17 protein-coding genes are annotated in these 22,531 nt (G+C 41.8%); 12 read left to right on the forward strand and 5 right to left on the reverse strand.

Annotated features, from left to right (window positions below; genetic code table 11):
• Window positions 1-76 precede the first annotated feature (76 nt).
• Complete coding sequence (locus L3V41_RS08975; RefSeq protein ID WP_193988665.1) at window positions 77-859, forward strand: nucleoside-binding protein; 783 nt, start codon at window positions 77-79, stop codon at window positions 857-859.
• 70 nt (window positions 860-929) lie between these two features.
• Here L3V41_RS08975 and L3V41_RS08980 read toward each other — a convergent pair whose 3' ends face one another.
• Window positions 930-1,727, reverse strand: coding sequence for a M48 family metallopeptidase (locus L3V41_RS08980; RefSeq protein WP_062570751.1), 798 nt, complete (start codon window positions 1,725-1,727; stop codon window positions 930-932).
• 192 nt (window positions 1,728-1,919) lie between these two features.
• On the opposite strand from L3V41_RS08980, the gene L3V41_RS08985 reads away from it, so the two are divergent.
• A complete protein-coding gene (locus tag L3V41_RS08985; RefSeq protein ID WP_237127607.1) occupies window positions 1,920-3,110 on the forward strand; it encodes a Bcr/CflA family efflux MFS transporter in 1,191 nt (396 codons plus the stop codon).
• An 88-nt stretch (window positions 3,111-3,198) separates the two neighbouring features.
• On the opposite strand, the gene grpE is transcribed toward L3V41_RS08985, so the two are convergent.
• Both grpE and L3V41_RS08995 read right to left on the reverse strand, forming a co-directional pair.
• Window positions 3,199-3,807 carry a nucleotide exchange factor GrpE gene (gene grpE / locus L3V41_RS08990; protein WP_062570750.1) on the reverse strand — a complete coding sequence of 203 codons (609 nt, stop codon included), beginning with the start codon at window positions 3,805-3,807 and terminating at the stop codon, window positions 3,199-3,201.
• A 58-nt stretch (window positions 3,808-3,865) separates the two neighbouring features.
• Window positions 3,866-4,810 carry an HrcA family transcriptional regulator gene (locus L3V41_RS08995; RefSeq protein WP_193988944.1) on the reverse strand — a complete coding sequence of 315 codons (945 nt, stop codon included), beginning with the start codon at window positions 4,808-4,810 and terminating at the stop codon, window positions 3,866-3,868.
• A gap of 122 nt (window positions 4,811-4,932) precedes the next feature.
• On the opposite strand from L3V41_RS08995, the gene nadK reads away from it, so the two are divergent.
• The 4 genes from nadK (at window position 4,933) to L3V41_RS09015 (ending at window position 8,670) form a co-directional block, all read left to right on the forward strand.
• Complete coding sequence (gene nadK, locus L3V41_RS09000) at window positions 4,933-5,817, forward strand: NAD(+) kinase (RefSeq protein ID WP_062570748.1); 885 nt, start codon at window positions 4,933-4,935, stop codon at window positions 5,815-5,817.
• A gap of 95 nt (window positions 5,818-5,912) precedes the next feature.
• Window positions 5,913-6,470, forward strand: coding sequence for a hypothetical protein (locus L3V41_RS09005; protein WP_193988664.1), 558 nt, complete (start codon window positions 5,913-5,915; stop codon window positions 6,468-6,470).
• Between the two features lie 73 nt (window positions 6,471-6,543).
• The gene (gene recN, locus L3V41_RS09010) at window positions 6,544-8,217 is read left to right on the forward strand and encodes a DNA repair protein RecN (RefSeq protein ID WP_193988663.1); all 1,674 of its coding nucleotides are present in this window, start codon (window positions 6,544-6,546) and stop codon (window positions 8,215-8,217) included.
• Between the two features lie 54 nt (window positions 8,218-8,271).
• Window positions 8,272-8,670 (forward strand): hypothetical protein, encoded by a 399-nt coding sequence (locus tag L3V41_RS09015; RefSeq protein ID WP_237115114.1) that lies wholly within the window; start codon window positions 8,272-8,274, stop codon window positions 8,668-8,670.
• Window positions 8,671-8,757: 87 nt separating this feature from the next.
• Here the strand turns inward: L3V41_RS09015 and L3V41_RS09020 are convergent, their stop codons facing one another.
• Window positions 8,758-10,173, reverse strand: a complete 1,416-nt coding sequence (locus tag L3V41_RS09020) for an FAD-dependent oxidoreductase (RefSeq protein WP_237127608.1) — start codon at window positions 10,171-10,173, stop codon at window positions 8,758-8,760.
• An 8-nt stretch (window positions 10,174-10,181) separates the two neighbouring features.
• On the reverse strand, window positions 10,182-14,639 hold the full coding sequence (gene gltB / locus L3V41_RS09025) for a glutamate synthase large subunit (protein ID WP_062570743.1): 4,458 nt from the start codon (window positions 14,637-14,639) through the stop codon (window positions 10,182-10,184).
• 680 nt (window positions 14,640-15,319) lie between these two features.
• Here gltB and L3V41_RS09030 point away from each other — a divergent pair.
• The 6 genes from L3V41_RS09030 to L3V41_RS09055 all read left to right on the forward strand — a co-directional run bounded on the left by L3V41_RS09030 (window position 15,320) and on the right by L3V41_RS09055 (window position 22,523).
• Entirely contained in the window at window positions 15,320-16,573 is a 1,254-nt protein-coding gene (locus L3V41_RS09030; protein ID WP_237127609.1) for an HlyD family efflux transporter periplasmic adaptor subunit, read from the forward strand.
• 18 nt (window positions 16,574-16,591) lie between these two features.
• Complete coding sequence (locus L3V41_RS09035) at window positions 16,592-17,299, forward strand: ABC transporter ATP-binding protein (RefSeq protein WP_062570741.1); 708 nt, start codon at window positions 16,592-16,594, stop codon at window positions 17,297-17,299.
• A gap of 2 nt (window positions 17,300-17,301) precedes the next feature.
• On the forward strand, window positions 17,302-18,615 hold the full coding sequence (locus L3V41_RS09040) for an ABC transporter permease (protein WP_237127610.1): 1,314 nt from the start codon (window positions 17,302-17,304) through the stop codon (window positions 18,613-18,615).
• A gap of 10 nt (window positions 18,616-18,625) precedes the next feature.
• A complete protein-coding gene (locus tag L3V41_RS09045; protein ID WP_062570739.1) occupies window positions 18,626-19,831 on the forward strand; it encodes an FtsX-like permease family protein in 1,206 nt (401 codons plus the stop codon).
• Between the two features lie 80 nt (window positions 19,832-19,911).
• Complete coding sequence (locus L3V41_RS09050) at window positions 19,912-21,240, forward strand: sigma-54 dependent transcriptional regulator (RefSeq protein ID WP_193988660.1); 1,329 nt, start codon at window positions 19,912-19,914, stop codon at window positions 21,238-21,240.
• The gene (locus tag L3V41_RS09055) at window positions 21,240-22,523 is read left to right on the forward strand and encodes an ATP-binding protein (RefSeq protein ID WP_062570737.1); all 1,284 of its coding nucleotides are present in this window, start codon (window positions 21,240-21,242) and stop codon (window positions 22,521-22,523) included. The genes L3V41_RS09050 and L3V41_RS09055 overlap by 1 nt, the downstream gene beginning before the upstream one ends.
• Window positions 22,524-22,531 lie beyond the last annotated feature (8 nt).

The following is a 22,531-nucleotide window of genomic DNA, read 5'->3' on the forward strand; positions in this document are numbered from 1 at the left end:
GCGCCTGTGAAACGCTGAATTCTGCATCTTGAGGTGGCTTGGGTATATAACCCCTTTACACCATCAAAATTGAGATATGAACTTGAAAAAGATCCTTTCTTTTGCTGCGCTTTGTGCAGTAAGTACTTCGAGCTATGCCGCTAACTGGAGCTCTACACAATTACACATTAATAACGGCGATCAAAAAAACCCGTTCACACTAGCCGAATCAAATACCACTGTGGTATCGCTACAGCATGCATCAGGCTATGACTACGGCGATAACTTCTTTTTTATCGACTACAGTGATGATGGCTTACAAGACGGCTATCAAGATAAAGATTTTTATGGTGAGTGGTATTCAACCTTCAGTTTATCAAAAATATCAGGTAGTGACTTTTCCTATGGCGCAATCAGTGATGTGGGTTTAACGGCAGGTTTTAACGCTGCAGGTGACTCAAAAGTTCTAAAGTATTTACCTGGTGTAAAACTTAGCTGGCAAGCACCTGGGTTTAGTTTTTTATCTACTTTGTTTACCGCTTACATTGATGACAGTGAAGGCGCAGCACGTGGTGGTGCACCGACTGAAACAAACAGCTGGATGATTGATGTTGCATGGGGCTACCCATTTACTATCGGCTCACAAAAGTTCAACGTAACGGGCCATGTTGAATACATTGCTGAGCGTGAAAATGAATTTGGCGAAGACGTTAAAGCGTGGATATTAGCACAGCCAATCATCACGTGGGATTTAGGTCATGCAATGAGCATGAAAGAAAACACCCTACTGTTGGGCCTTGAGTGGCAATACTGGCACAACAAGTTAGGTACAAATACAACTGAATCAGTCCCACAGCTGCACGTTGAGTGGACGTTTTAATTAGCTAGCAATTACAGAATAACAAAAGCCTGCTGTAATCATTAACAGCAGGCTTTTTTAATTATTTCGATTACAGTTTACACTGAGGAGTTTTGCCTTTTGCTCTAGCCGTTTGTTGGGCTTTTAACGCATCTGGCATATGCTTTTGCAACTCTTTAATACGGTTACCAGGAGACGGGTGAGTCGACATAAACTCTGGTGTACCACTGCCCCCTGCTGCACTCATGTTTTGCCATAAAGATACCGACTGCTCAGGGTTAAAGCCCGCTTCTGCCATTAAATCTAAGCCAACAATATCCGCCTCTGATTCATGTGAGCGACTAAATGGTAGTACCACACCGTATTGCGCTCCTAATCCCAAGGCTTGCATGATTTCACCTCGATACTGCACATTACCCATATCAAGTGCTGCGCCACCGACTTGCAGGCCCGTTTGTAAAAGAGAGTTTTGCGATACACGTTCATTTGAGTGCTCAGCGATAACGTGCGCGACTTCGTGGCCAAGTACCGTCGCTAATTGATCTTGATTAGTTGCGACTTTTAATAAACCGGTATGCACACCTATGTAACCCCCTGGTAATGCAAATGCATTTGCAGAGTCCTCTTCAAATACAACCACCTCCCATGACTGGTTAGCATATTCTTGAGGTAGTACCGCAATGACATCATTGGCAATACATTTCACGTAATTATTTACACGAGGATCGGAGTTAATCGGCTGTGTTTTTTTCATTTCTGCAAAGCTTGCTTGACCCATTTGACTCATTTGCTGGTCTGAATAAAGTGCAATTTGCGTACGTCCCGTTGGAGATGTTTTACAGCCAGCTAAAATAGTCGTAGCGAGCACTGCCATAACTAACTTTTTCATACTAATCCTTCAAATACTTAGTGTAATTTTGATTAATATAGCAAAGCATTGCTTAATTTTATATGAAAATGAACAATCACCCACTCAGTTGTTATTATTTAGTTAATTCTTTTACTTAGCAGGCAAACTAAGTTCACCCCTGCGTTCGACGCTGCTACAATAGTGACCTATTAAATGATTAATGAGTATGCAATGCCTTCCCCTGACTCGATAAATAAACGCATTTTATTACCTTTACTCGCAAGTATTGTTGCTATTACACCACTGGCGATTGATTTGTATTTACCTGCAATGCTTGTTATTGCTAACGATTTACAGACCACGATGCCAAATGTGCAGATATCTCTAAGTATCTATTTGGCAGGCTATGCTTTAGGTATGTTATTTTTTGGGCCTATTGCAGATGAGCTGGGCAGGCGGCTACTTGCAAAAGTGGGGTTAGTGCTATTTGGAATAACATCATTGGCCTTAGCTTTTTGTGATGATATTGAGTTGTTTTGGACGCTCAGAGCCATACAAGCATTTACAGGTGCAGCTGCAACAGTGGTTGTTCCTGGTATTATTCGCCATATCTACCGTGAGCATACAGCCAAAGGTATGTCATATGTTTCAATGATCATGATGGTTGCACCACTTATCGCACCAACCTTGGGTTCTTTGATCATGGGAATTTCAACGTGGCAAGTGATTTTTATTGCTTTAGCGTCATACAGCTTTGCGATTTTAGCCTTAGTACAAATATACTTAATAGATATCCCCATTTTTAAAAGTCAACAACGTGGTTTTGCACTATTTTTTAATAGTTATAAAACCGTGTTTTCACGTAAAAGTGCATTAGCAGATATTGCCAGCTCGATGTTTGCTTCGTTTGCGTTCTTCTGCTTTTTAACATCAGTACCTTATGTCTACCTCGATTTTTTTAACGTTGATGAGCAGCTATTCGGTGTGCTGTTTGCGTTTAATGTCTTAGCATTAATGTTTGGTAACTTTATGAATACCCGTTTGGTACCACGCTTAGGTTCTCGTAAGCTATTATTTATCGGCCTTGGTATTGGTTTTGTTTCTGGTGGGGCATTGCTGTTATTCAGTGTGATGCATTTATCACTTTACTTTATCGTTGCGGCAATAGCGCCACTAATGATGAGTTTAGGTATTGTAGCAAGTAATGCAGACTCATTAATATTGATGCAATTTGAAGAAAAGTCAGGTACGGCAACGGCGGTGATTGGTACACTTCGATTTGGCAGTGGTGCTTTAGTCGGCCCTATCCTTGCGTTTGTTCATCCACAAAGTGCCATTCCATTTTCTGCGATGATGTTCAGTGCACTGATACTTATCTTACTCGTACAGCTGTGGCACAGAAAACGATACCAATCGACTTAAATATTTAATCATTCTAGGAGCTAAATGGTTGGTAACTTATCAAAAAAAATGCCTGTGATTAACAGGCATTTTTTATATATTTTAAAGCTTATTCAGCTTCTTTCGATACCATCACCATCGCAGGGCGAAGTAAACGACCGTTTAGTGTGTAACCTTTTTGCATCACAGCTAATACCGTATTAGGTGCAACATCGTTACTTGGCTGGATTGACATCGCTTGATGGAACTCTGGGTTAAATTGCTCGCCCTGTGGGTTGACAATTTCAACACCAAACTTAGCAACTGCGTCATTAAAGCTCTTAACTGTCATCTCAATGCCTTCAAGTACAGGCTTAAGCTCTTCATTTTCTTTATCAGAAAATTCAATTGCACGCTCTAAATTATCAATCACTGGAAGTAACTCATTAGCAAACTTCTCTAGTGCAAATTTATGTGCTTTTTCTACATCTTGAGCAGCGCGACGACGCATGTTCTCAACGTCTGCGGCAGCACGTACAACACTGTCTTTTTGATCATTAATAGTCTGTTTTGCAGCTTCAAGTTCACTATGCAGTAATGCAATTTCTGCTTCAGGGCTCATTTCTTCGCCTTCCATTTGCTCTGCTGCTTCTACAGCTGCATCAACGTCCGCTTGCATCTGTTCAAATTCTTCGTTTAATTCAACTTCTTGCTCTGGTGATTTTGTCTGCTCTGACATAGCTTAAATGCTCCAATTCTTTACAACTGCGGTAATTATGGGGATAGAATCAAAAGATTCAAGAGGCACGTGACCCGATTGACTTAAATTCTTGGATGATTGCTTCAATTTGTGCTGATTTTGGACAAATAACACAAAATCTACTTTGATATTGTTGGTTATTAAAGTACGGCACACTTAATACCATTAACTCATCACAGTCAGTGAAAGGTAATTGCTCGGTATTTAATACCGATAAGCCATTTCTGAACGCCAGCTTATCTTCAACATAGTCCAAAAACGAGACCCCGATGTTTAAGCTCGTTTGGCAATCAACTTGACGATATAAATAATTTTCCCCGACCACTATGCTGTTATCAGAACCGAGCTTCTGACTCAACTCTCGTGTCCATTGCGTTAAAGAGTCATGGCAGTTATAGGGAGCGGTATTCGCCATCGCTTGCATACGATACAAACCTTCCATAAGCGTTTGTTGACTAAACACCGTATTCAACCAAGTAGCAAATTGGTAGCGAACCGTATCGCTGGCATCTTGTGGCTTAGAAATGCATATATTGTTACTTTGTCCTGCACGGTCTATTAATAGAATAAGCCAATTAGAGCCGTCAAAATCTAACACTTCAACTCGAAATACTAACTGCGAACTGACCTGAGGTAACCCAACACAACAGCACACCTTGTAACGCTGACTTAAACCATGTGCAAGCTCAACTAACTGAGATTGTTCAGGCTGCCAATATGCTGCCACTTCTGACAATGCAAAAAACTCCGACAACCAGTAATCGAAGCCCGCATTCGTTGGCACCCGACCTGCCGATGTGTGAGGAGAATAAAGTAACCCTTCTTTTTCGAGTCTCGACATTGCATTTCGTATCGTTGCAGAACACACTGCCATGCCTTTTTGTTTTGCAATGCGCGTAGATGCTACCGGTTGGCCTTCACCATTACAGTAGAGGCTCATCACAGCTGAAAAAATTTGTTGGTCGCGAGGGTTTAATTTCATAAATTCATACATCTTATCTCTTGCCAGTTAATATCTGGGCATAGCATGTTTATTTCAAGGTATTTTCAAAGCTTTAATTTTTAATGTACTCTATCCGTATGACATCGCTAAGTGCACACAATATGGATTCTCCGTTCAAAACTATCGGCTTAATCGGCAAGCCAAACCACTCAGGTGCAGCCAACACACTACAACGCCTTCATACTTTTTTGCTCGCATTAGGTTTTGAAGTGCTTGTTGAACAACGTACAGGAAGACAACTTGAAGATGTGCCCAGTGAGCAATTAGTCAAGCTAGTCGATTTAGGCGAACGGGCAGATTTAGCCATTGTAGTAGGTGGTGATGGAAATATGCTGGGTGCGGCAAGAGTTTTAGCACGCTTTGATGTTGCTGTTATTGGCGTTAACCGTGGCAATTTAGGCTTTCTAACAGACCTCAACCCAGAAGGCTTTGAAGCCAGCTTAGAACAAGTTCTTAGTGGGCAATATATTGAAGAAAAACGCTTTCTGTTAGAAGTAGAAGTGTATCGCCACGCTGAGTTAAAAAGCGCAAATTCAGCCGTAAACGAAGCGGTGCTTCATGCTGATAAAGTCGCTCATATGATAGAGTTTGAGGCCTTTATTAATAACGATTTCGTTTTTTCACAGCGTTCAGATGGTTTAATCGTGTCAACCCCTACTGGATCGACGGCATACTCTCTTTCTGGAGGCGGGCCAATTTTAACCCCTGAGCTGAACGCAATATCACTTGTGCCTATGTTTCCTCATACTCTTTCAAGTCGCCCTTTGGTTGTTGATGCCGATAACGAAGTTCGTTTGAAACTGAGCCTTGAAAACACAGACAGTTTACAAGTTAGTTGTGACAGTCATGTGGTGCTGGCAGTATTACCTGGTGATGAAGTGGTGATAAAAAAAGCAGATAAACGTTTACGGCTAATCCACCCTAAAGACTATTCTTACTACAATGTTCTGAGAAAAAAACTGAATTGGGGAAGTCGGTTATTTTAAAACACATTTTTTGCTTTAAATAATTGCCAAGTCAAAGTGATTAGCGCAAAATATTCAGACTTAAAGCTGTAATTATTTAAGGAATCTAATCCGAAATGGGCTATATCGTTTTTCTTGCTCTACTGTTGCTGATCACCTTGCTAGGTTGTTACTGGATCATCGAAAGTAATCGTCAAAAAGCAATCGAAGCAGAAAAAAAGCGCTTCAATCAACGCGTAAAAGAAATCAACAATGACTTCAAAATCAAGTTAATTGAATTTAGTGAAGCCAAGCTCATTCGCCCTAAAAATATAGGCAGCTTACATCAAATAACAAGTAACTATTTCGTCGTGCAAGCACATAACGAAGAGAATTTGAACCAGCTCGAATATATCAGTGATCTATTTATCAATACGGTCATTGCAGAAGCAAGTCGTTTACAGAGTGAAGCTGAACACGACCAACTTGCAGACCGTTTACAGTATTTTATGGCGCAACTGCCCCGTAATGGTATCGAGTTTAATAAAACCTTTTATCAAGAAACATTCCCTTCATTGGTTGAGACTATCAAGTTCTACCCTTCTATAGAATCAATTGATGATCACCAGCAAAGTATTGCCCCCCAAGAGATTGAAGATTTAAACCGACAAGAACAGCTCACAGAATTAACCTAAAATACAAATTTAGTTTGCAAAACCCAAAAACACTGTATAAATTAACAGTTAATTAGCTGGATGGATAAACAGTATGTTAATTGGGTTAGAAATTAAAAACTTTGCCATTGTGAGTAGTTTAAGTACGGAATGGCATCATGGTATGACAGCCATTACCGGTGAAACAGGTGCCGGTAAATCAATTGCAATAGATGCACTCTCATTGTGTTTAGGTGAACGAGCCGATGCAACAGCCGTTCGCCCTGGCACTGACCGTGCAGAAATTTGTGCGCAGTTTGATATTTCAACGCTTCCTTTAGCGCAGCAATTCCTAGAGCATCATTTGTTATCGAATGCTGATGGCGAATGTCTATTACGTCGTGTGATTTGCAAAAATGGTCGTAGTAAAAGCTACATCAATGGCAGCACAGTGACTGCTGCACAACTCAAAGAGCTTGGCCAGTACTTAATATCGATTCATGGTCAACATGCCCACCAGCATCTATTAAAATCTGATCATCAACTGCATTTACTCGATGCGTATGCTGGTCACACGACATTGCTTGCTGATGTTAAAGAGCGCTACAAAGCCTATCAAGCATTATTAAAAGAGTTTAACCAGCTTGAGCAACAACAACAGCAACAAGCTGCGCAAAAGCAGTTACTTGAGTATCAAGTTGCCGAATTAGATGAGTTTGCTTTACTACCTGGTGAGTTTGAAGAAATAGAAGCCGAGCATCACAAATTAAGCCACAGCCAAACTATTTTAGAATCATGCCAGCGTGAATTACAGCATTTATATGAAGCTGATGAACAAAGTGCATGCTCACTGCTACAGCACAGTGCACAGCAATTTATTGAACTTGCAGGGTATGATGAGAGCCTCACGGGTATCGCCACGCTTTTAAATGAAGCCGCAGTGCAAGTCGAAGAAGCTAGCCGAGAGATCCGTGGTTATGTTGACATGACAGATCTAGACCCAGCCCGTTTAGACGATGTAGAAACTCGTTTAACAGGCATCATGGACTTGGCGCGTAAGCATCACATTAAGCCTGAAGAACTTGTTGAGTTCCATCAATCAATCGCAGAAGAATTAGCATCAATTAGTTATAACAGCGACCGCCTTGGCGCACTTGAAAGCGAAATTAGCGACGCGCTTGAACAATACAAGCAAGCGGCTCAATTATTAAGTGAAAGTCGCCATCGTTATGCTGATACACTTAATCAGCTAATTAGCGATAGCATGGCTAATTTATCAATGGAAAATGGCAAGTTTGCGATTGATATACAACAAACACCCGACAAAACACCTAGCGCAATGGGTTTTGACACAGTCTCGTTTTTGGTATCGACTAACCCAGGTCAACCTTTACAAGCTCTATCAAAAGTTGCATCCGGTGGTGAATTATCGCGTATTAGTTTAGCTATTCAAGTGATTATTGCAGAGCGCGTGACCACGCCAACTTTAATTTTTGATGAAGTGGATGTGGGTATTTCAGGCCCGACAGCATCCGCCGTAGGAAAGCTGCTGCGCCAACTTGGGAAATCAACCCAGGTTATATGCGTTACACATTTACCTCAAGTTGCCAGCTCTGGACATCAACAGTTTTTTGTTGCCAAAGAAATTGCTCATGGCGAAACCTTTACGCAAATGAATACACTATCAAAAGATGGCCGTATAGACGAAATTGCACGTCTACTGGGTGGCGATAATATTAGCAAAACAGCAAGAGCAAATGCGAAAGAGTTAATAAGCGCACATGCATAATTTGTTAAGAGAAGTAATGGGCGCTTAAGCGCTCATAAATTGGACATTAAAATAATGATATTTCGCAAATTAGCTATATTTGTGACAGGTTCAATAGCGATGACATCAACCCCAGTAAGTGCATCACAGTCTATGGATACAGCAAGCCCTTTTATATCTGTTTGGCTGTATTTAGTCGAAGTATTGGTGATTGCTTTGCCTATTGTTGCTTTACTTTTACTGGTATTTAGTCGCTGGAAACACTTAAAATTTAAATTACAGCTACAAGCTGTTCTAAATGTGTCTGCTTTTTTGATGATCGCATTGGGCGGTATTTTAGGCTACTTTAGCCAAGCATTATCGACCATGATTTGGCTGTTTATGGGTAGCCACCTTATTGTAGTTGGCACAGCCTATTTACTCCTAAAACGTCATAAAATGAAAGTAAGGAATGCCTTGATTGGATGTTGGTAATGACCAATAGCGTAATAAATAAAACAACTAGCCTAAAGTAAAAAAGCAAGCTAAGCGCTTGCTTTTTTACTAACTAAGACAGCTTAATTAAACCTCTAGGTAATCCATAATACCTTCAGCAGCATTACGGCCTTCAAATATAGCAGTCACGACTAAGTCTGAGCCTCGTACGATGTCACCACCAGCAAATATTTTCGGATTAGTTGTTTGATGCGTAAACTCGCCTTTTTCTGGTGCGTTAATGCCGCCCCAATGGTTTATTTCAACACCATAAGGTTCTAACCAGTCCATTTTATGAGGTTTAAAACCAAACGCCATGAGCACTTTGGTGGCTTCAATAACATGTTCAGAACCGGCAACTTCTTCAGCACGACGACGACCATTTTCATCCGGCTCACCAAGTTGTGTTTTCACCATCTTAACGCCAGCGACTTTACCATGTTCGTCAACAATAATACCTTTAGGTTGTACGTTAAAAGTAAACTCAACGCCCTCTTCACGGGCATTTTTAACTTCGCGTTTTGAACCTGGCATATTTTCTTCATCACGACGATACGCACAGGTTACTTTCGTTGCGCCTTGACGGATTGAGGTTCTTACACAGTCCATCGCAGTATCACCGCCACCAAGCACGACTACTTTTTCGTTAGCCATATCAATGTAGGCTTGCTTATCCTCAGCATAACCCATAACACGATTTGTGTTACCGATTAAGAAAGGCAATGCATCAAACACACCATCGGCGTCTTCGTTCTCAAAACCTGCTCGCATACTTTGATAAGTACCCACGCCTAAAAACACGGCATCATATTCAGCCAAAATTTCATCAAGGGTAATATCAACACCCACTTCAGTATTTAGCTTAAACTCGACACCCATTTCAGTGAAAATTTCACGACGTTTTTGCATCACTTCTTTTTCAAGTTTGAATGAAGGAATACCAAATGTAAGTAAACCACCAATTTCAGGATGACGATCAAACACCACGGGTTTTACGCCGTTACGTACTAAAATATCCGCACAGCCTAAGCCTGCTGGGCCTGCACCAATGATAGCCACTTTTTTGTCAGACCAAACGACATAAGACATGTCTGGCTTCCAGCCCATCTTAAAGGCCGTATCAGTGATGTACTTTTCGATATTACCGATAGTAACAGCACCAAACTCTTCATCAAGTGTGCATGAGCCCTCACATAAGCGGTCTTGTGGACAAACCCGGCCACACACCTCCGGTAAACTATTGGTTCGATGAGAAAGCTCAGCTGCTTCTAAAATACGACCGGTACGAATTAACTTTAACCACTGTGGGATATAGTTATGGACTGGACATTTCCATTCACAATATGGGTTACCACAATCTAAACAACGGTCCGCTTGTGAATTAACTTGTGTTTCAGAAAACGGCTCGTATATTTCTACGAAAGATTGTTTACGTGCAGAAATTGGCTTTTTGCGCGGATCTACACGTTGTACATCGATAAACTGGTATACATTTTCGCTCATACTACCCCCTACTGAGCCTGAACACGAAGCTCTGCGCTGCTGCGCGCTCGGTGTCCGAGTAAACTTTTTACATCACTAGATTTTGGCTTGACCAATTTAAACATCGGCATGTATAAATCAAAGTTAGCTAAAATCTGCTCAGCGCGGTTTGAGCCAGTCAGCTCTAGATGCTCAGCAATTAGACCACGTAAATGTTCTTGGTGAGATGCTAAGCCCTCAAGCGTAACGATTTCAACAAGCTCTGGGTTAATGCGTTTTTCAAAGTCTTTGCCTTCATCAAGAATATACGCAAAGCCCCCTGTCATACCCGCACCAAAGTTAATACCCACTTTGCCAAGTACGCAAACCACACCGCCTGTCATATACTCACAGCCGTTATCACCCACGCCTTCTACAACAGCTTGCACACCTGAGTTACGAACAGCAAAACGTTCACCTGCAGAGCCAGCAGCAAATAACTTACCGCCTGTTGCTCCATATAAACAGGTATTACCTGCAATCGTGGCCTTATGGCTTTCAAACGATGAACCGAGCGGCGGACGAATTACCAGCTTACCGCCAGCCATGCCTTTACCAACATAGTCATTGGCATCACCAACCAGGGTCATTTCTAGCCCCCCCGCATTCCATACACCGAATGATTGACCCGCTGTACCATGAAGCTCAATAGAAACTGGGTCAGCAGCCATGCCTTGGTTGCCATGTTTTGAGGCAATATAGCCTGATAACATCGCGCCTACAGAACGGTCGGTATTACAAATACGGCTTACTAATGAGGTACCCGACTTTTCGTCAATTGCTTGCTTGGCTTTTTCAAGCAAGGTTTCATTTAGCTGACCTAAGTAGTGTGAGCTATTTGGCACACTACAATACAGGGTTTCACCTGTTGGGTTGTTAGGCGCAGCAATCACAGACGACAAATCCACTTTCTTTTGTTTCTCTGTCTTGCCTTCAATCGCTTCAAGTAAATCCAAACGACCAATTAAATCTGTTAAGCGTGTTACACCTAAACTTGCCATGATTTGGCGAGCTTCTTGTGCAATAAACTTAAAGTAGTTCATCGCCATTTCTGGCAAGCCATGATAGTGCTTTTGGCGCAGTGTATCGTCTTGTGTCGCAACACCGGTCGCACAGTTGTTTAAGTGACAAATACGTAAGTATTTACAACCAAGTGCCACCATAGGACCCGTACCAAAACCAAAGCTCTCAGCACCTAAAATAGCTGCTTTGATGATGTCTAGGCCTGTTTTGAGACCACCATCTGTTTGCAGACGAATACGGTGACGTAAACCGTTTTCAACTAATGCTTGCTGTGTTTCAGCAAGGCCAAGCTCCCACGGGCTACCAGCATACTTAACAGAAGTAAGCGGGCTTGCACCTGTGCCACCGTCATAACCCGCAATGGTGATTAAATCGGCATACGCTTTAGCAACGCCCGTTGCAATCGTACCAACCCCTGGTTCAGAGACTAATTTCACAGAAATCAGTGCATCTGGATTCACTTGTTTTAAATCGAAAATAAGCTGAGCTAAATCTTCAATCGAGTAAATATCGTGATGCGGCGGAGGCGAAATCAAGGTCACACCAGGCACTGAGTAACGTAACTTTGCAATATACGGCGTTACTTTTTCACCTGGTAATTGACCACCCTCACCTGGTTTTGCACCTTGCGCAACTTTAATCTGAATTACATCAGCGCTACGTAAATAATGTGGTGTTACACCAAAACGACCTGAAGCAACTTGCTTAATACGCGAGTTTTTCTCTGTGCCGTAACGAAGTTTATCTTCACCACCTTCACCCGAGTTTGAACAACCGCCTAAACGGTTCATTGCAATCGCTAACGCTTCATGCGCTTCTGGCGATAACGCACCAATACTCATTGCTGCCGAGTCAAAACGCTTATATAGCTCAGTTGCCGGTTCAACATCATCAATACTGATACCTGCATCTGGCACTTTTACTGCCAACATGTCACGCAAATTAGTGATCGGACGATTATTTACTAAATCAGCATAGGCAACATAATCACTGTATTCACCAGAACGCACTGCTTTTTGTAGCGTTTGAATAACATCTGGGTTATACGCGTGATACTCACCGCCATGCACATATTTCAATAAACCGCCATGGCTTAACAATTTACGCTTACTAAATGCCAATTTATGAAGCTTGCGTTGATCGTCATCAAAATCAGTGAAACACGCCCCTTTAATACGACTTGCCACACCATTAAAACAGGTTTCGACGATAGCCTCAGACAAACCAACGGCTTCAAATAACATCGAGCAGCGGTATGATGCAACAGTGCTAATACCCATTTTCGACATGATTTTATAAAGACCCTTGTTTATCGCATTACGATACGCAAGCGTTACTTCACAATAAGTCTTATTGATCACCTTACTATCACTCATAGCAACCAGTGATTCATAAGCAAGGTATGGGTAAATTGCTGTTGCACCAAAGCCGAGTAATACAGCGAATTGATGAGCATCGCGAACACTGCCTGATTCAATGATAATGTTTGATTCACAGCGCAAGTTATTATCAACTAAACGTTTCTGAATAGAGCCTACCGCCATCGCAGCAGGAATAGGCAACTGTGTTTCGCTGAAGTTACGGTCGCTTAACACTAACATCACACAACCAGCAGCCGCTTTCTCTTGCGCTTCGTCACAAATACGTGTGATAGCGCTTTCAAGCCCCTCTTCTACTGTGTAAGTGATATCAATTTTGCAGTAGCTGTAATATTTATCATCAGCATTAAGTAACTGCTGCATATCTGCATACATCAAGATTGGTGTATCAAACTGCAAACGCTTAGCGTGACCAGTGGTTTCGTTAAATACGTTTTGCTCACTACCAATACAGGTTGCCAGTGACATAACGTGATTTTCACGAAGCGGGTCAATCGGTGGATTCGTTACTTGCGCAAACTTCTGTCTAAAGTAATCAAATAACGAGCGGTGACCTTCTGACAGTACGGCAAATGGAGTGTCATCACCCATTGAACCTGTCGCTTCTTGACCGTTTTCACCCATCACACGAATAACACTATCAAGCTCTTCGTTAGTGAAACCAAACATCTTTTGATATTTAAGCAATGTTTCGTCATCAAATGAACGATTACCCGCATCTTTTTCAGAGAGCTGCTCGAACGGTATTAAACGCTTAACATTTGCTTCGAGCCATGCTTTGTATGGATGACGTGACTTAAGATCTTGGTCAATTTCATCTGAATGCCAAATTTTACCTTGATGAGTATCAATAACTAACAGCTCGCCAGGGCCAACACGGCCTTTTTCAACCACTTCGTCTGGTGCATAGTCCCAAATACCCACTTCTGAGGCGAGTGTTATAAAACCATCTTGGGTGATCACATAACGCGCTGGACGTAAACCGTTGCGATCAAGGTTACAGGCTGCAAAACGACCGTCAGACATGACAATACCAGCAGGGCCATCCCATGGTTCCATATGCATTGAGTTAAAGTCGTAGAATGCACGTAGGTCTTCATCCATAGCACGGTTTTTTTGCCATGCAGGCGGTACAAGCATACGCATTGCACGGAATAAATCCATGCCACCCGCTAAGAACAACTCAAGCATATTGTCTAAGCTTGAAGAGTCAGAACCGCTTTCATTTACGAACGGTGCAGCTGATTGCAAATCAGGGATAAGTGGTGAGGCAAACTTATACGCACGGGCACGGGCCCACTGGCGGTTACCTTGAATGGTATTAATTTCACCATTGTGTGCTAAATAACGGAATGGCTGCGCTAATGGCCAACGAGGTTGTGTATTGGTAGAAAAACGTTGATGAAATACACAAATCGCACTGGTCATGCGAATGTCAGCTAAATCTAAATAAAAGTTAGGTAAGTCAACTGGCATCATTAAGCCTTTATAGACAGTGACCAAACCAGATAAGCTGGCAATATAAAAATGTTCATCGTTTTCAAGGCGCTTTTCTGCACGACGACGCGCAACATATAAACGGCGCTCTAAATCTTTCGGACGCCAGCCTTCTGGGGCGCTAACAAAAATTTGTTCAAAGCCTGGTAGTTGTTTTTTTGCAATTGGCCCTAAACATGACGCATCAGTCGGTACAACGCGCCAGCCTTGAATGCTCAAGGTTTCTTTTTCGAGTTCTTCACTCAACACATCTTTAGCTGTTTGCGCAAGTACAGGATCGGCATTCAAAAATACCATGCCTACGGCGTAGTTCTTTCCTAGGTGCCAGTCATGTTCGCTAGCAATAGCACGAAAGAAACTATCGGGTTTTTGCATTAATAAACCACAACCATCACCGGTTTTACCATCGGCAGAAATACCGCCACGGTGCTCCATACGATCAAGCCCTGTGATTGCTGTTCGGATCAAGCGGTGACTCGCTTGTCCATTGACTTGGGCTATCAAGCCAAAGCCACAATTATCTTTTTCTAATTTTGAGTCGTATAACATAGACCCCTCCCCTTGCTACAACGACCAGCCCTTTAGTCTCTTGTGACAGGGCTAGCAGACGAACAAAACTATCGCCAAATAATCTCTGAGTCAATAGAGTTTTGAATACATATTCATATTCATGAATATTTCTCATTTAAATGCACTTAGTAAATTCTATGCTAATTTTTTACATTTAGGCGTATTTTCACCGTTATTTTTTTATGACACTGGTGTCATATTTAACAACTTGTAAAAGAAAAATTTCAAAAACCACTCTTTACGTTAACGTAAACTGACAACTAAAATGAATAAATATTCACTTTTTGAATGATAATGCAGAATTTAGATATCACCTACTCACATAAACCAGACTCGCTAGGCACTTACTGTAACTCTTTAGATAACTATTTACGCTTACACTCCTAAAAGCTTGCTCTTTACGCGCACGTAAACCCACTTATTAAAAAGTGTCCGCTGCGGACACTTTTTCTGTCCGCGGACATTGAAACAACATCAATAGAATCAATAAACCTTTATAAATCAATATAATAAAAGTTGGCATATTGTTGGTATATAAAATTACATCAGCAGATTTAAGGACAGGACATGTTCACTTTTAGTTTATTTATTGCATCGCCACTCACCATGCTAGTAGTGGGTTTCATGATTATGTTAGTTGAGAACATTAAGGAACTATGATGATAAAAGATACCAGTGCTCAGGATATCTCGGTGACGAAGAAGAATAACTTTGCAAAACCAGTTGCACTAATTATCGGTGTATTATTAATTGGCTCGGTTGCTATAGGCAGTATTTTTGCGGACACCGAAGGCAGTATTTCCGTTGAGAAGGCAAGCCTACAAATCAGCAAAGTAACTCAGCAACCTCTCATTAGAGATGTCGCCGCCAGTGGCAAAATCGTTGCTGCAAATGCGCCCAAAGTATACAGCCCTGAACGCGGCTTTGTGGATTTGAAAGTAAAAGCAGGTGACAGCGTAAAAAAAGATGACGTCATCGCAATTGTAAAAAGCCCTGAGCTAACAAATGAGCTAAAACAGCAACAATCTGTACTTGCAAGGCTTGATGGTGAGCTTCAACGCAAGCAACTCGAAGCACGTAGACAAAAATTAAGCTTAACGAAAGCGCTCGACCTTGCTCAGGTTGAACTTAATGCTGCGGACCGTGAAAACCGTCGTGCCCAATTATCTATAAAGAAAAACTTAATAAGCCAAATTGATTTAGAAAAAGCAGTCGATGATTTAGCAAGAGCAAAACTTTCTTATAAACATGCTGAGCAAGAGGTTGCGCTTGCAAAAGATACCCTTGCCTTTGAGTTAAAAGCCGCAGAGCGAGATCTAGCAAGACAGCAGCTTATCGTTGATGATTTATTTCGCCAAGTAAATGACCTAACTATCATAGCCACTGTGAGCGGCATCGTGGGGAATTTACTTGTGCAACAAAAAGAGGCCGTAACTCAAAGTCAGCCATTAATGACTTTGGTGGACTTAAGTAACTTTGAAGCCGAACTTCAAGTGCCAGAAAGCTATGCCAATGAATTAGGTTTAGGGATGCAAGTCGAACTAACGCTCGGTGCTCGTCATGTGACGGGAACACTGTCAGCTATATCTCCGGAAGTAAACAACCGCGAAGTGACAACACGAGTACGATTTGATGATGAACTGGTTGGAATTCGCCAAAATCAACGTCTCACAGCCCGCATTCTCTTAGAAAATCGCGACAATGTTTTACAAGTAAAGCGCGGCGCCTTTTTACAACAAGGTGGGACGCGTGCTTATCGAATCGATGGTGATATGGCTTACTTAATCGATATAAAAACAGGCGCTAGCAGTATTAACGCTGTGGAGCTCTTAGAAGGCGTTCAAGTTGGCGATCAATTAATCATCTCTAACTACGACCGTTATAAACAAGCACCGGTACTCGTTTTACGTTAACAACAAGGAATTATAATTATGCTTAAAATGAATAACATCAATAAAGTGTATCAAACTGAAATGGTACAAACTCATGCACTTCGTGATTTTAACCTACAAGTAGATGAGGGTGAATTTATTGCAGTGACAGGCCCAAGCGGCTCAGGTAAAACCACGTTTTTAAACATTGCAGGAATGCTAGAGCCATTTAATGAGGGCCAATATCTATTAGACGGAATTGATGTCGGTAAACTCAATGACAATCAACGTGCCGACCTTCGTAATCAAAAAATCGGTTTTATTTTCCAAGGTTTCAACCTCATCCCTGACTTGAACCTATACGAAAATATCGAAGTACCCCTTCGTTACCGTGGGATTAAAGCAGCCGAGCGTAAACGTCGAATTGAGCAATGTTTAGAGCAAGTTGGTCTAGCGTCACGTGCAAAACACCTTCCTCAACAGCTCTCTGGCGGACAACAGCAACGTGTAGCTATTGCTAGAGCCCTTGCTGGTGAACCTCGTTTTTTACTTGCCGATGAGCCAACGGGTAACCTTGATAGCTTAATGGCTCGCCAAGTAATGGAACTACTTGAACAAATAAATCGTGATGGTGCAACTATTGTGATGGTTACTCACGATCCTGAACTTGCTCGCAGAGCACCTCGAAACATTCAGGTCGTTGATGGTCAACTCGCAGATCTAACCTTATATCAAGGCACTCAAAACTTAAAAGCGGCAGGGGTATAGTCATGTTCCTTCATTATTTAGATTTAAGCTGGCGTAGCTTTAAGCGCACGCCATTAGTGAGCTTTTTAATGGTGCTAGCCATTGCTATTGGTATTGGTGTCACGATGACAAGCCTCTCTGTTTATCACATGATGTCGGCGGATCCGATCCCTGAAAAAAGCAGCCAACTTTACAGCGTACAGCTTCAAATTATGGACGATGGCAGCACTTGGTGGACTAAGGACAACCTCCCCTTACAATTGACCTACCAAGACGCAGTGAATTTGAATAAAGCGGATGCAGGTGGCAAACGTGTAACTATGGTACGCACTGGTTTTTCAGTTTATTTAGACTCAGACAAAATAAAACCCTTTATAGGTCAAGCTCGCCTCACTACACCTGACTTTTTCGATATGTTTAATTTGTCATTTCTATATGGAGGTGTTTGGAGCGAGCAACAAGAGGCAAATGCCGCACCCGTTGTCGTGATCAGCAAAGAACTTAATGACAAATTATTTGCCGGCGAAAATTCGATTGGAAAAATTATCTACCTTGACGATGCCAGTTACGAGGTGGTGGGTGTTATTGATAATTGGGATATTACAACTAAGTATTACGATTTAAATAACGGCTCATTCAATAAAACAGAGCAGCTATTCCTCCCTTTTAGCCTTATGAAAGCTCGCCAGCTGGAAAACTGGGGTAACACAAATGGATGGAAACACGAAAAAACCAATACATTCAACGATAAGTTAAATTCAGAGTTAGTGTGGCTACAATTTTGGGTTGAACTTAAAACGCCTGAGGAAAAACAGGCTTACCAAGATTTCTTGATGGCTTACATGCAAGAACAGCAAAAGCTAGGTCGCTTCAATCGTAAGCAACTAGAGGCCAAGCTACGGGATGTAAATGAGTGGATGCAATACAACAATGTAGTCAGTGAAGATAATGAGATTCTTGTTGGTCTTAGCTTTATGTTTTTGGCTGTATGCCTTGCGAACATTCTTGGTTTACTGCTTGCGAAATTTTTACGAAGAGCTTCAGAGGTGGGTGTACGAAGAGCTCTTGGCGCAAGTAAACGACAAATTTTTTACCAGCACATCGTCGAAGTAGCCATGCTAGGATTTTTAGGCGGTATTTTGGGGATCATTCTTGCTCAAGTTGGCTTGTTAGGTGTGCGTCAAAGCTATAGCTATTATAAAAGCCTAGCAACCATGGATTTAAGCATGCTTTTGAGCGCTCCTGTTATAGCCATTAGTACCTGTGTTATTGCTGGACTTTACCCTGCTTGGCTGGTGTGCAAAACCAACCCTGCTATTTACCTGAAGAGCCAATAAGGAAAGTAACATGTTTGAAATTAAACCTATTTTTAACGCCTTATGCCGCTCAAAGGTTGGCGCAGTCTTATTACTTATACAAATAGCCATTACCACAGCCATTGTCAGTAATGCTGCATTTATTATCCAAGACAGAATTGGTTATTTAAGCCAACAAACCGGCTACCCTGAAGAAGATATCTTCGTATTCCATGTAATGATGTTTGGTCAAGACGTATCACTGTCTCAACAGTATGAACTCGATGAAGCCATGCTTCGCCAAATACCTGGCGTAGTCGATGCTGCGTATTCAAGTAATACACCGCTTTCAGGCAGTGGCTCATCATCAGACTTTAGTTTAAAGCCAGCGCCTGAAGAGGGTAAATCAGCGCGTACTTCTTATATGTTTATCGATGAGCATGGTCTCAATACTTATGGTGTGAAATTAATTGCAGGGCGCAACTACACAGAGGATGAGGTGATTGTCACTGACAATTACGATGAGCTCTCAAAGGTCACTGTTGTGACAAAAACCCTGCTTGATGAGTTATTCCCTGATGGCAACGGCCTTGGGCAAACCATTTATTTTGGTGATATCCCAATGAAAATCATCGGCGTGATTGATTTAATGAAAGGCCCATGGCTTAAAGATAGCCGCCCTGATAATGTCGCATTGCTCCCTTTTATTAAAGCAGGTAGTAATGCACGATTTGTAGTAAGAACTGAACCAGGCCAACGTCAATCTGTAATGAACCGTGTTGAAGAGGCCATGTTAAAAAACTACAACAAACGTGTTATTTCTCGCATTCGTGGCCTTGATGAGGACAAAGAACAATATATGGCAGAAGATACATTAATGATGCGTATGCTGATTGTACTTATTACTATCTTAGTCTTGGTGACTGCCCTGGGTATTTTTGGCCTGACTCTATTCAATATTAGTAAACGTACAAAACAGATCGGTACTCGCCGTGCACTAGGTGCAAGAAAATCTGCCATCATCAGCTACTTCTTAGTTGAAAACGCCATGATTTGTAGTGTTGGTTTAGTCATTGGCATCATTGCTGCTGTTTATTTAGGGCAGCTACTTATGCAGCACTTCTCTATTGCACAACTAGAGATTAGTTATGTACTTGGTACGGCTTTGTGTGTGTTTGTTATGAGCTTATTGGCTGTACTAGCTCCAGCAAAACGTGCGGCGAACATCTCACCGAGCATTGCAACTCGAACAATTTAGTTCTCCCAACCTATGCTACACTGGATTAACAGTGTAGCATTTACCTTGCACCTGATTAGGAAAATAACTAAAACAACAATATGGAAAAAATACTTATCGTTGATGACAACCCTGCTATCTTAGATGCGTTGTCATTATTACTCGAAATTCATAACTTTGAGGTTGTTACAGCAAGCAACCCTTTTGAGGCAACTCAGGCTGTACAGTACCAGCGTATTGCACTTGTTATTCAAGACATGAACTTTACCGCCGACACAACCTCAGGCGAAGAAGGCAAAGAACTCTTTTATGCCTTACGAGAGATTAACCCTCATTTACCGATCATTTTAATCACCGCTTGGACAGAGCTTTCCACGGCCGTTGAACTCGTCAAAGCAGGCGCTGCTGATTATTTACCAAAACCATGGGACGATACAAAGCTGCTTACCTGTGTAAATAATCTGATAGAACTGGGTAAGGCAAAACAACAAAACGAAACCTTTGCCCGCCACCAGCAAGAACGTGAAGCATCTGTACATAATGCCAATTTAGTTGGCCTAGTTTATAAAAGTACGGCCATGGAGCATATCGTCAACCTTGCCATTCAGGTTGCTAAGTCGGATATTTCGGTTTTGATCACAGGCCCTAACGGCAGTGGTAAAGAGCGGATTGCACAAATAATTCAAGCAAATTCATTATTGGCTGATAAACCTTTTATCACTGTGAATGCAGGAGCCCTACCAAGCGAACTTATAGAGGCTGAGCTATTTGGTGCAGAAGCCGGCGCGTATACCGGCATTACTAAACAACGTATTGGTCGTTTTGAAGCGGCCGATGGTGGCACCTTATTTTTAGACGAAATTGGTAACTTGCCGCTATCAGGGCAAATGAAACTATTACGCATTTTACAAACCGGCGAATTTGAACGTTTAGGTTCAACGCAAACCCGTAAAGTGAATGTTAGAGTTATTTCAGCAACCAATGAAGATTTAAGCCACGCAATTAAAACAGGTCAATTTCGTGAAGACCTCTACTACCGCTTAAATGTGATTGAGTTAAATTTACCACGCTTAGCTCATCGCCCAGATGACATTTTAGCCTTAGTTGCACACTTTTTACCTGAGCGCACACTGTCACTTAGCACTGAAAAAGCCCTCCTCGCCCATAATTGGCCTGGTAATGTGCGTGAACTTGAAAATGCTTGTAAGCGCGCAGCGGTATTGAAACCCACGGGCACCATTGAACTTGCCGATTTTGGCTTACAAGTTGAAAAAGAAAATACACTGAAGAGCAAAACGGAGCCAACAAAACAAGACATTGAACTAGCGATGCGAGAATACCAAGGTGTAATTGCTAAGGTAGCACGCCATTTTGGTCTTAGCAGACAAGCTCTATACCGTAGACTTGATAAATTTAAGATAGAATATTAATGCTTCGCTATAAAATTATTGCTTTATGCATTATGGCAGCAATTCTGCCGCTACTGGCCACTAGCTACTTTTTGGCTATACCTTGGGCAAATATAGTACTCGCTTCTTTACTTTGTGCTTTTATATCTGGCTTTCTTGCTTATAAGTTAAGTGCGCCATTAGTCAATGGCATGGCCGCCCTTGAAACTGGCTTGCTGAATTTTAAAGATGGCGAACTTGCTTCATTACTTGCATATAACGGCAAGGACGAATTGGGTCATTTATGCCACCTTTATAATCAAACCGCCAAACAACTTCGCCAAGAAAAACAATGGATTTACCAACGCGAATTAATGCTCGATAAAGTATTACAAAGCTCGCCGCAAGCGGTACTGCTGGTAAACGACCAAGACTTTATTGTATACAGCAACCACAGCGCACGCAGCCTATTTGAAAAAAAATCAGCACTTGAAGGATTAACACTCAAAAGCTTGCTTACGCACTGTTCTGAGCAGCTTACACGCGCCGTCAACAAAGGCATTGATGGATTATTCACTTTAGATAGAGTAGATCAAGAATCACAAACTTGGCATATGGCTACCGGCCGATTATTACTAAACAACCAATTTCACCAATTACTTGTCTTTAAGCAATTAACGAGAGAGCTCAGTCGTCAAGAAGTCGAAGTGTGGAAAAAGGTCATCCGCATTATTAGCCATGAACTTAATAACTCGCTTGGTCCTATGTCATCCATGCTACATAGTGCCCAACTACTCACAAAAGAAGTTGATGAGCCACGTTTAAAACGAGTGTTTACAACAATAGAAGATCGTATCAAGCACTTAAATGAATTTGTACAAGGTTATGGTAAATTTGCCAAACTGCCCACCCCGCAATTAATCACAATAAATTGGACTAACTTAATTGAGCAATTAAAAAATCAGTGGCAGGTCAATGTGACTCTTAATGAGGATGTATCAACTCAGGCCGATCATACACACCTGGAACAACTGCTGATAAATCTGTTAAAAAATGCCCATGAGTCAGGCTCAAACCCAGAAGAGGTCAGTTTAACGGTGCAACAAGAAGCTAGCGGCACCCACATCACAGTGAGTGATAAAGGCAAAGGCATGAGTGAAGCCGTAATGGCCAATGCGCTTATTCCCTTTTACTCAACCAAAGCGACAGGCAGTGGTCTAGGTTTAGCACTTTGCAGGGAAATAGTAGAGGCACACCACGGGCAAATTAGCTTACACAACCGTGAGCAAGGTGGTTTGAGCGTGCATGTTTTGCTGCCTGCTTAATAAAATTG

Source organism: Pseudoalteromonas sp. L21, assembly GCF_021728035.1.
In the GTDB taxonomy this organism is placed as follows: domain Bacteria; phylum Pseudomonadota; class Gammaproteobacteria; order Enterobacterales; family Alteromonadaceae; genus Pseudoalteromonas; species Pseudoalteromonas arabiensis.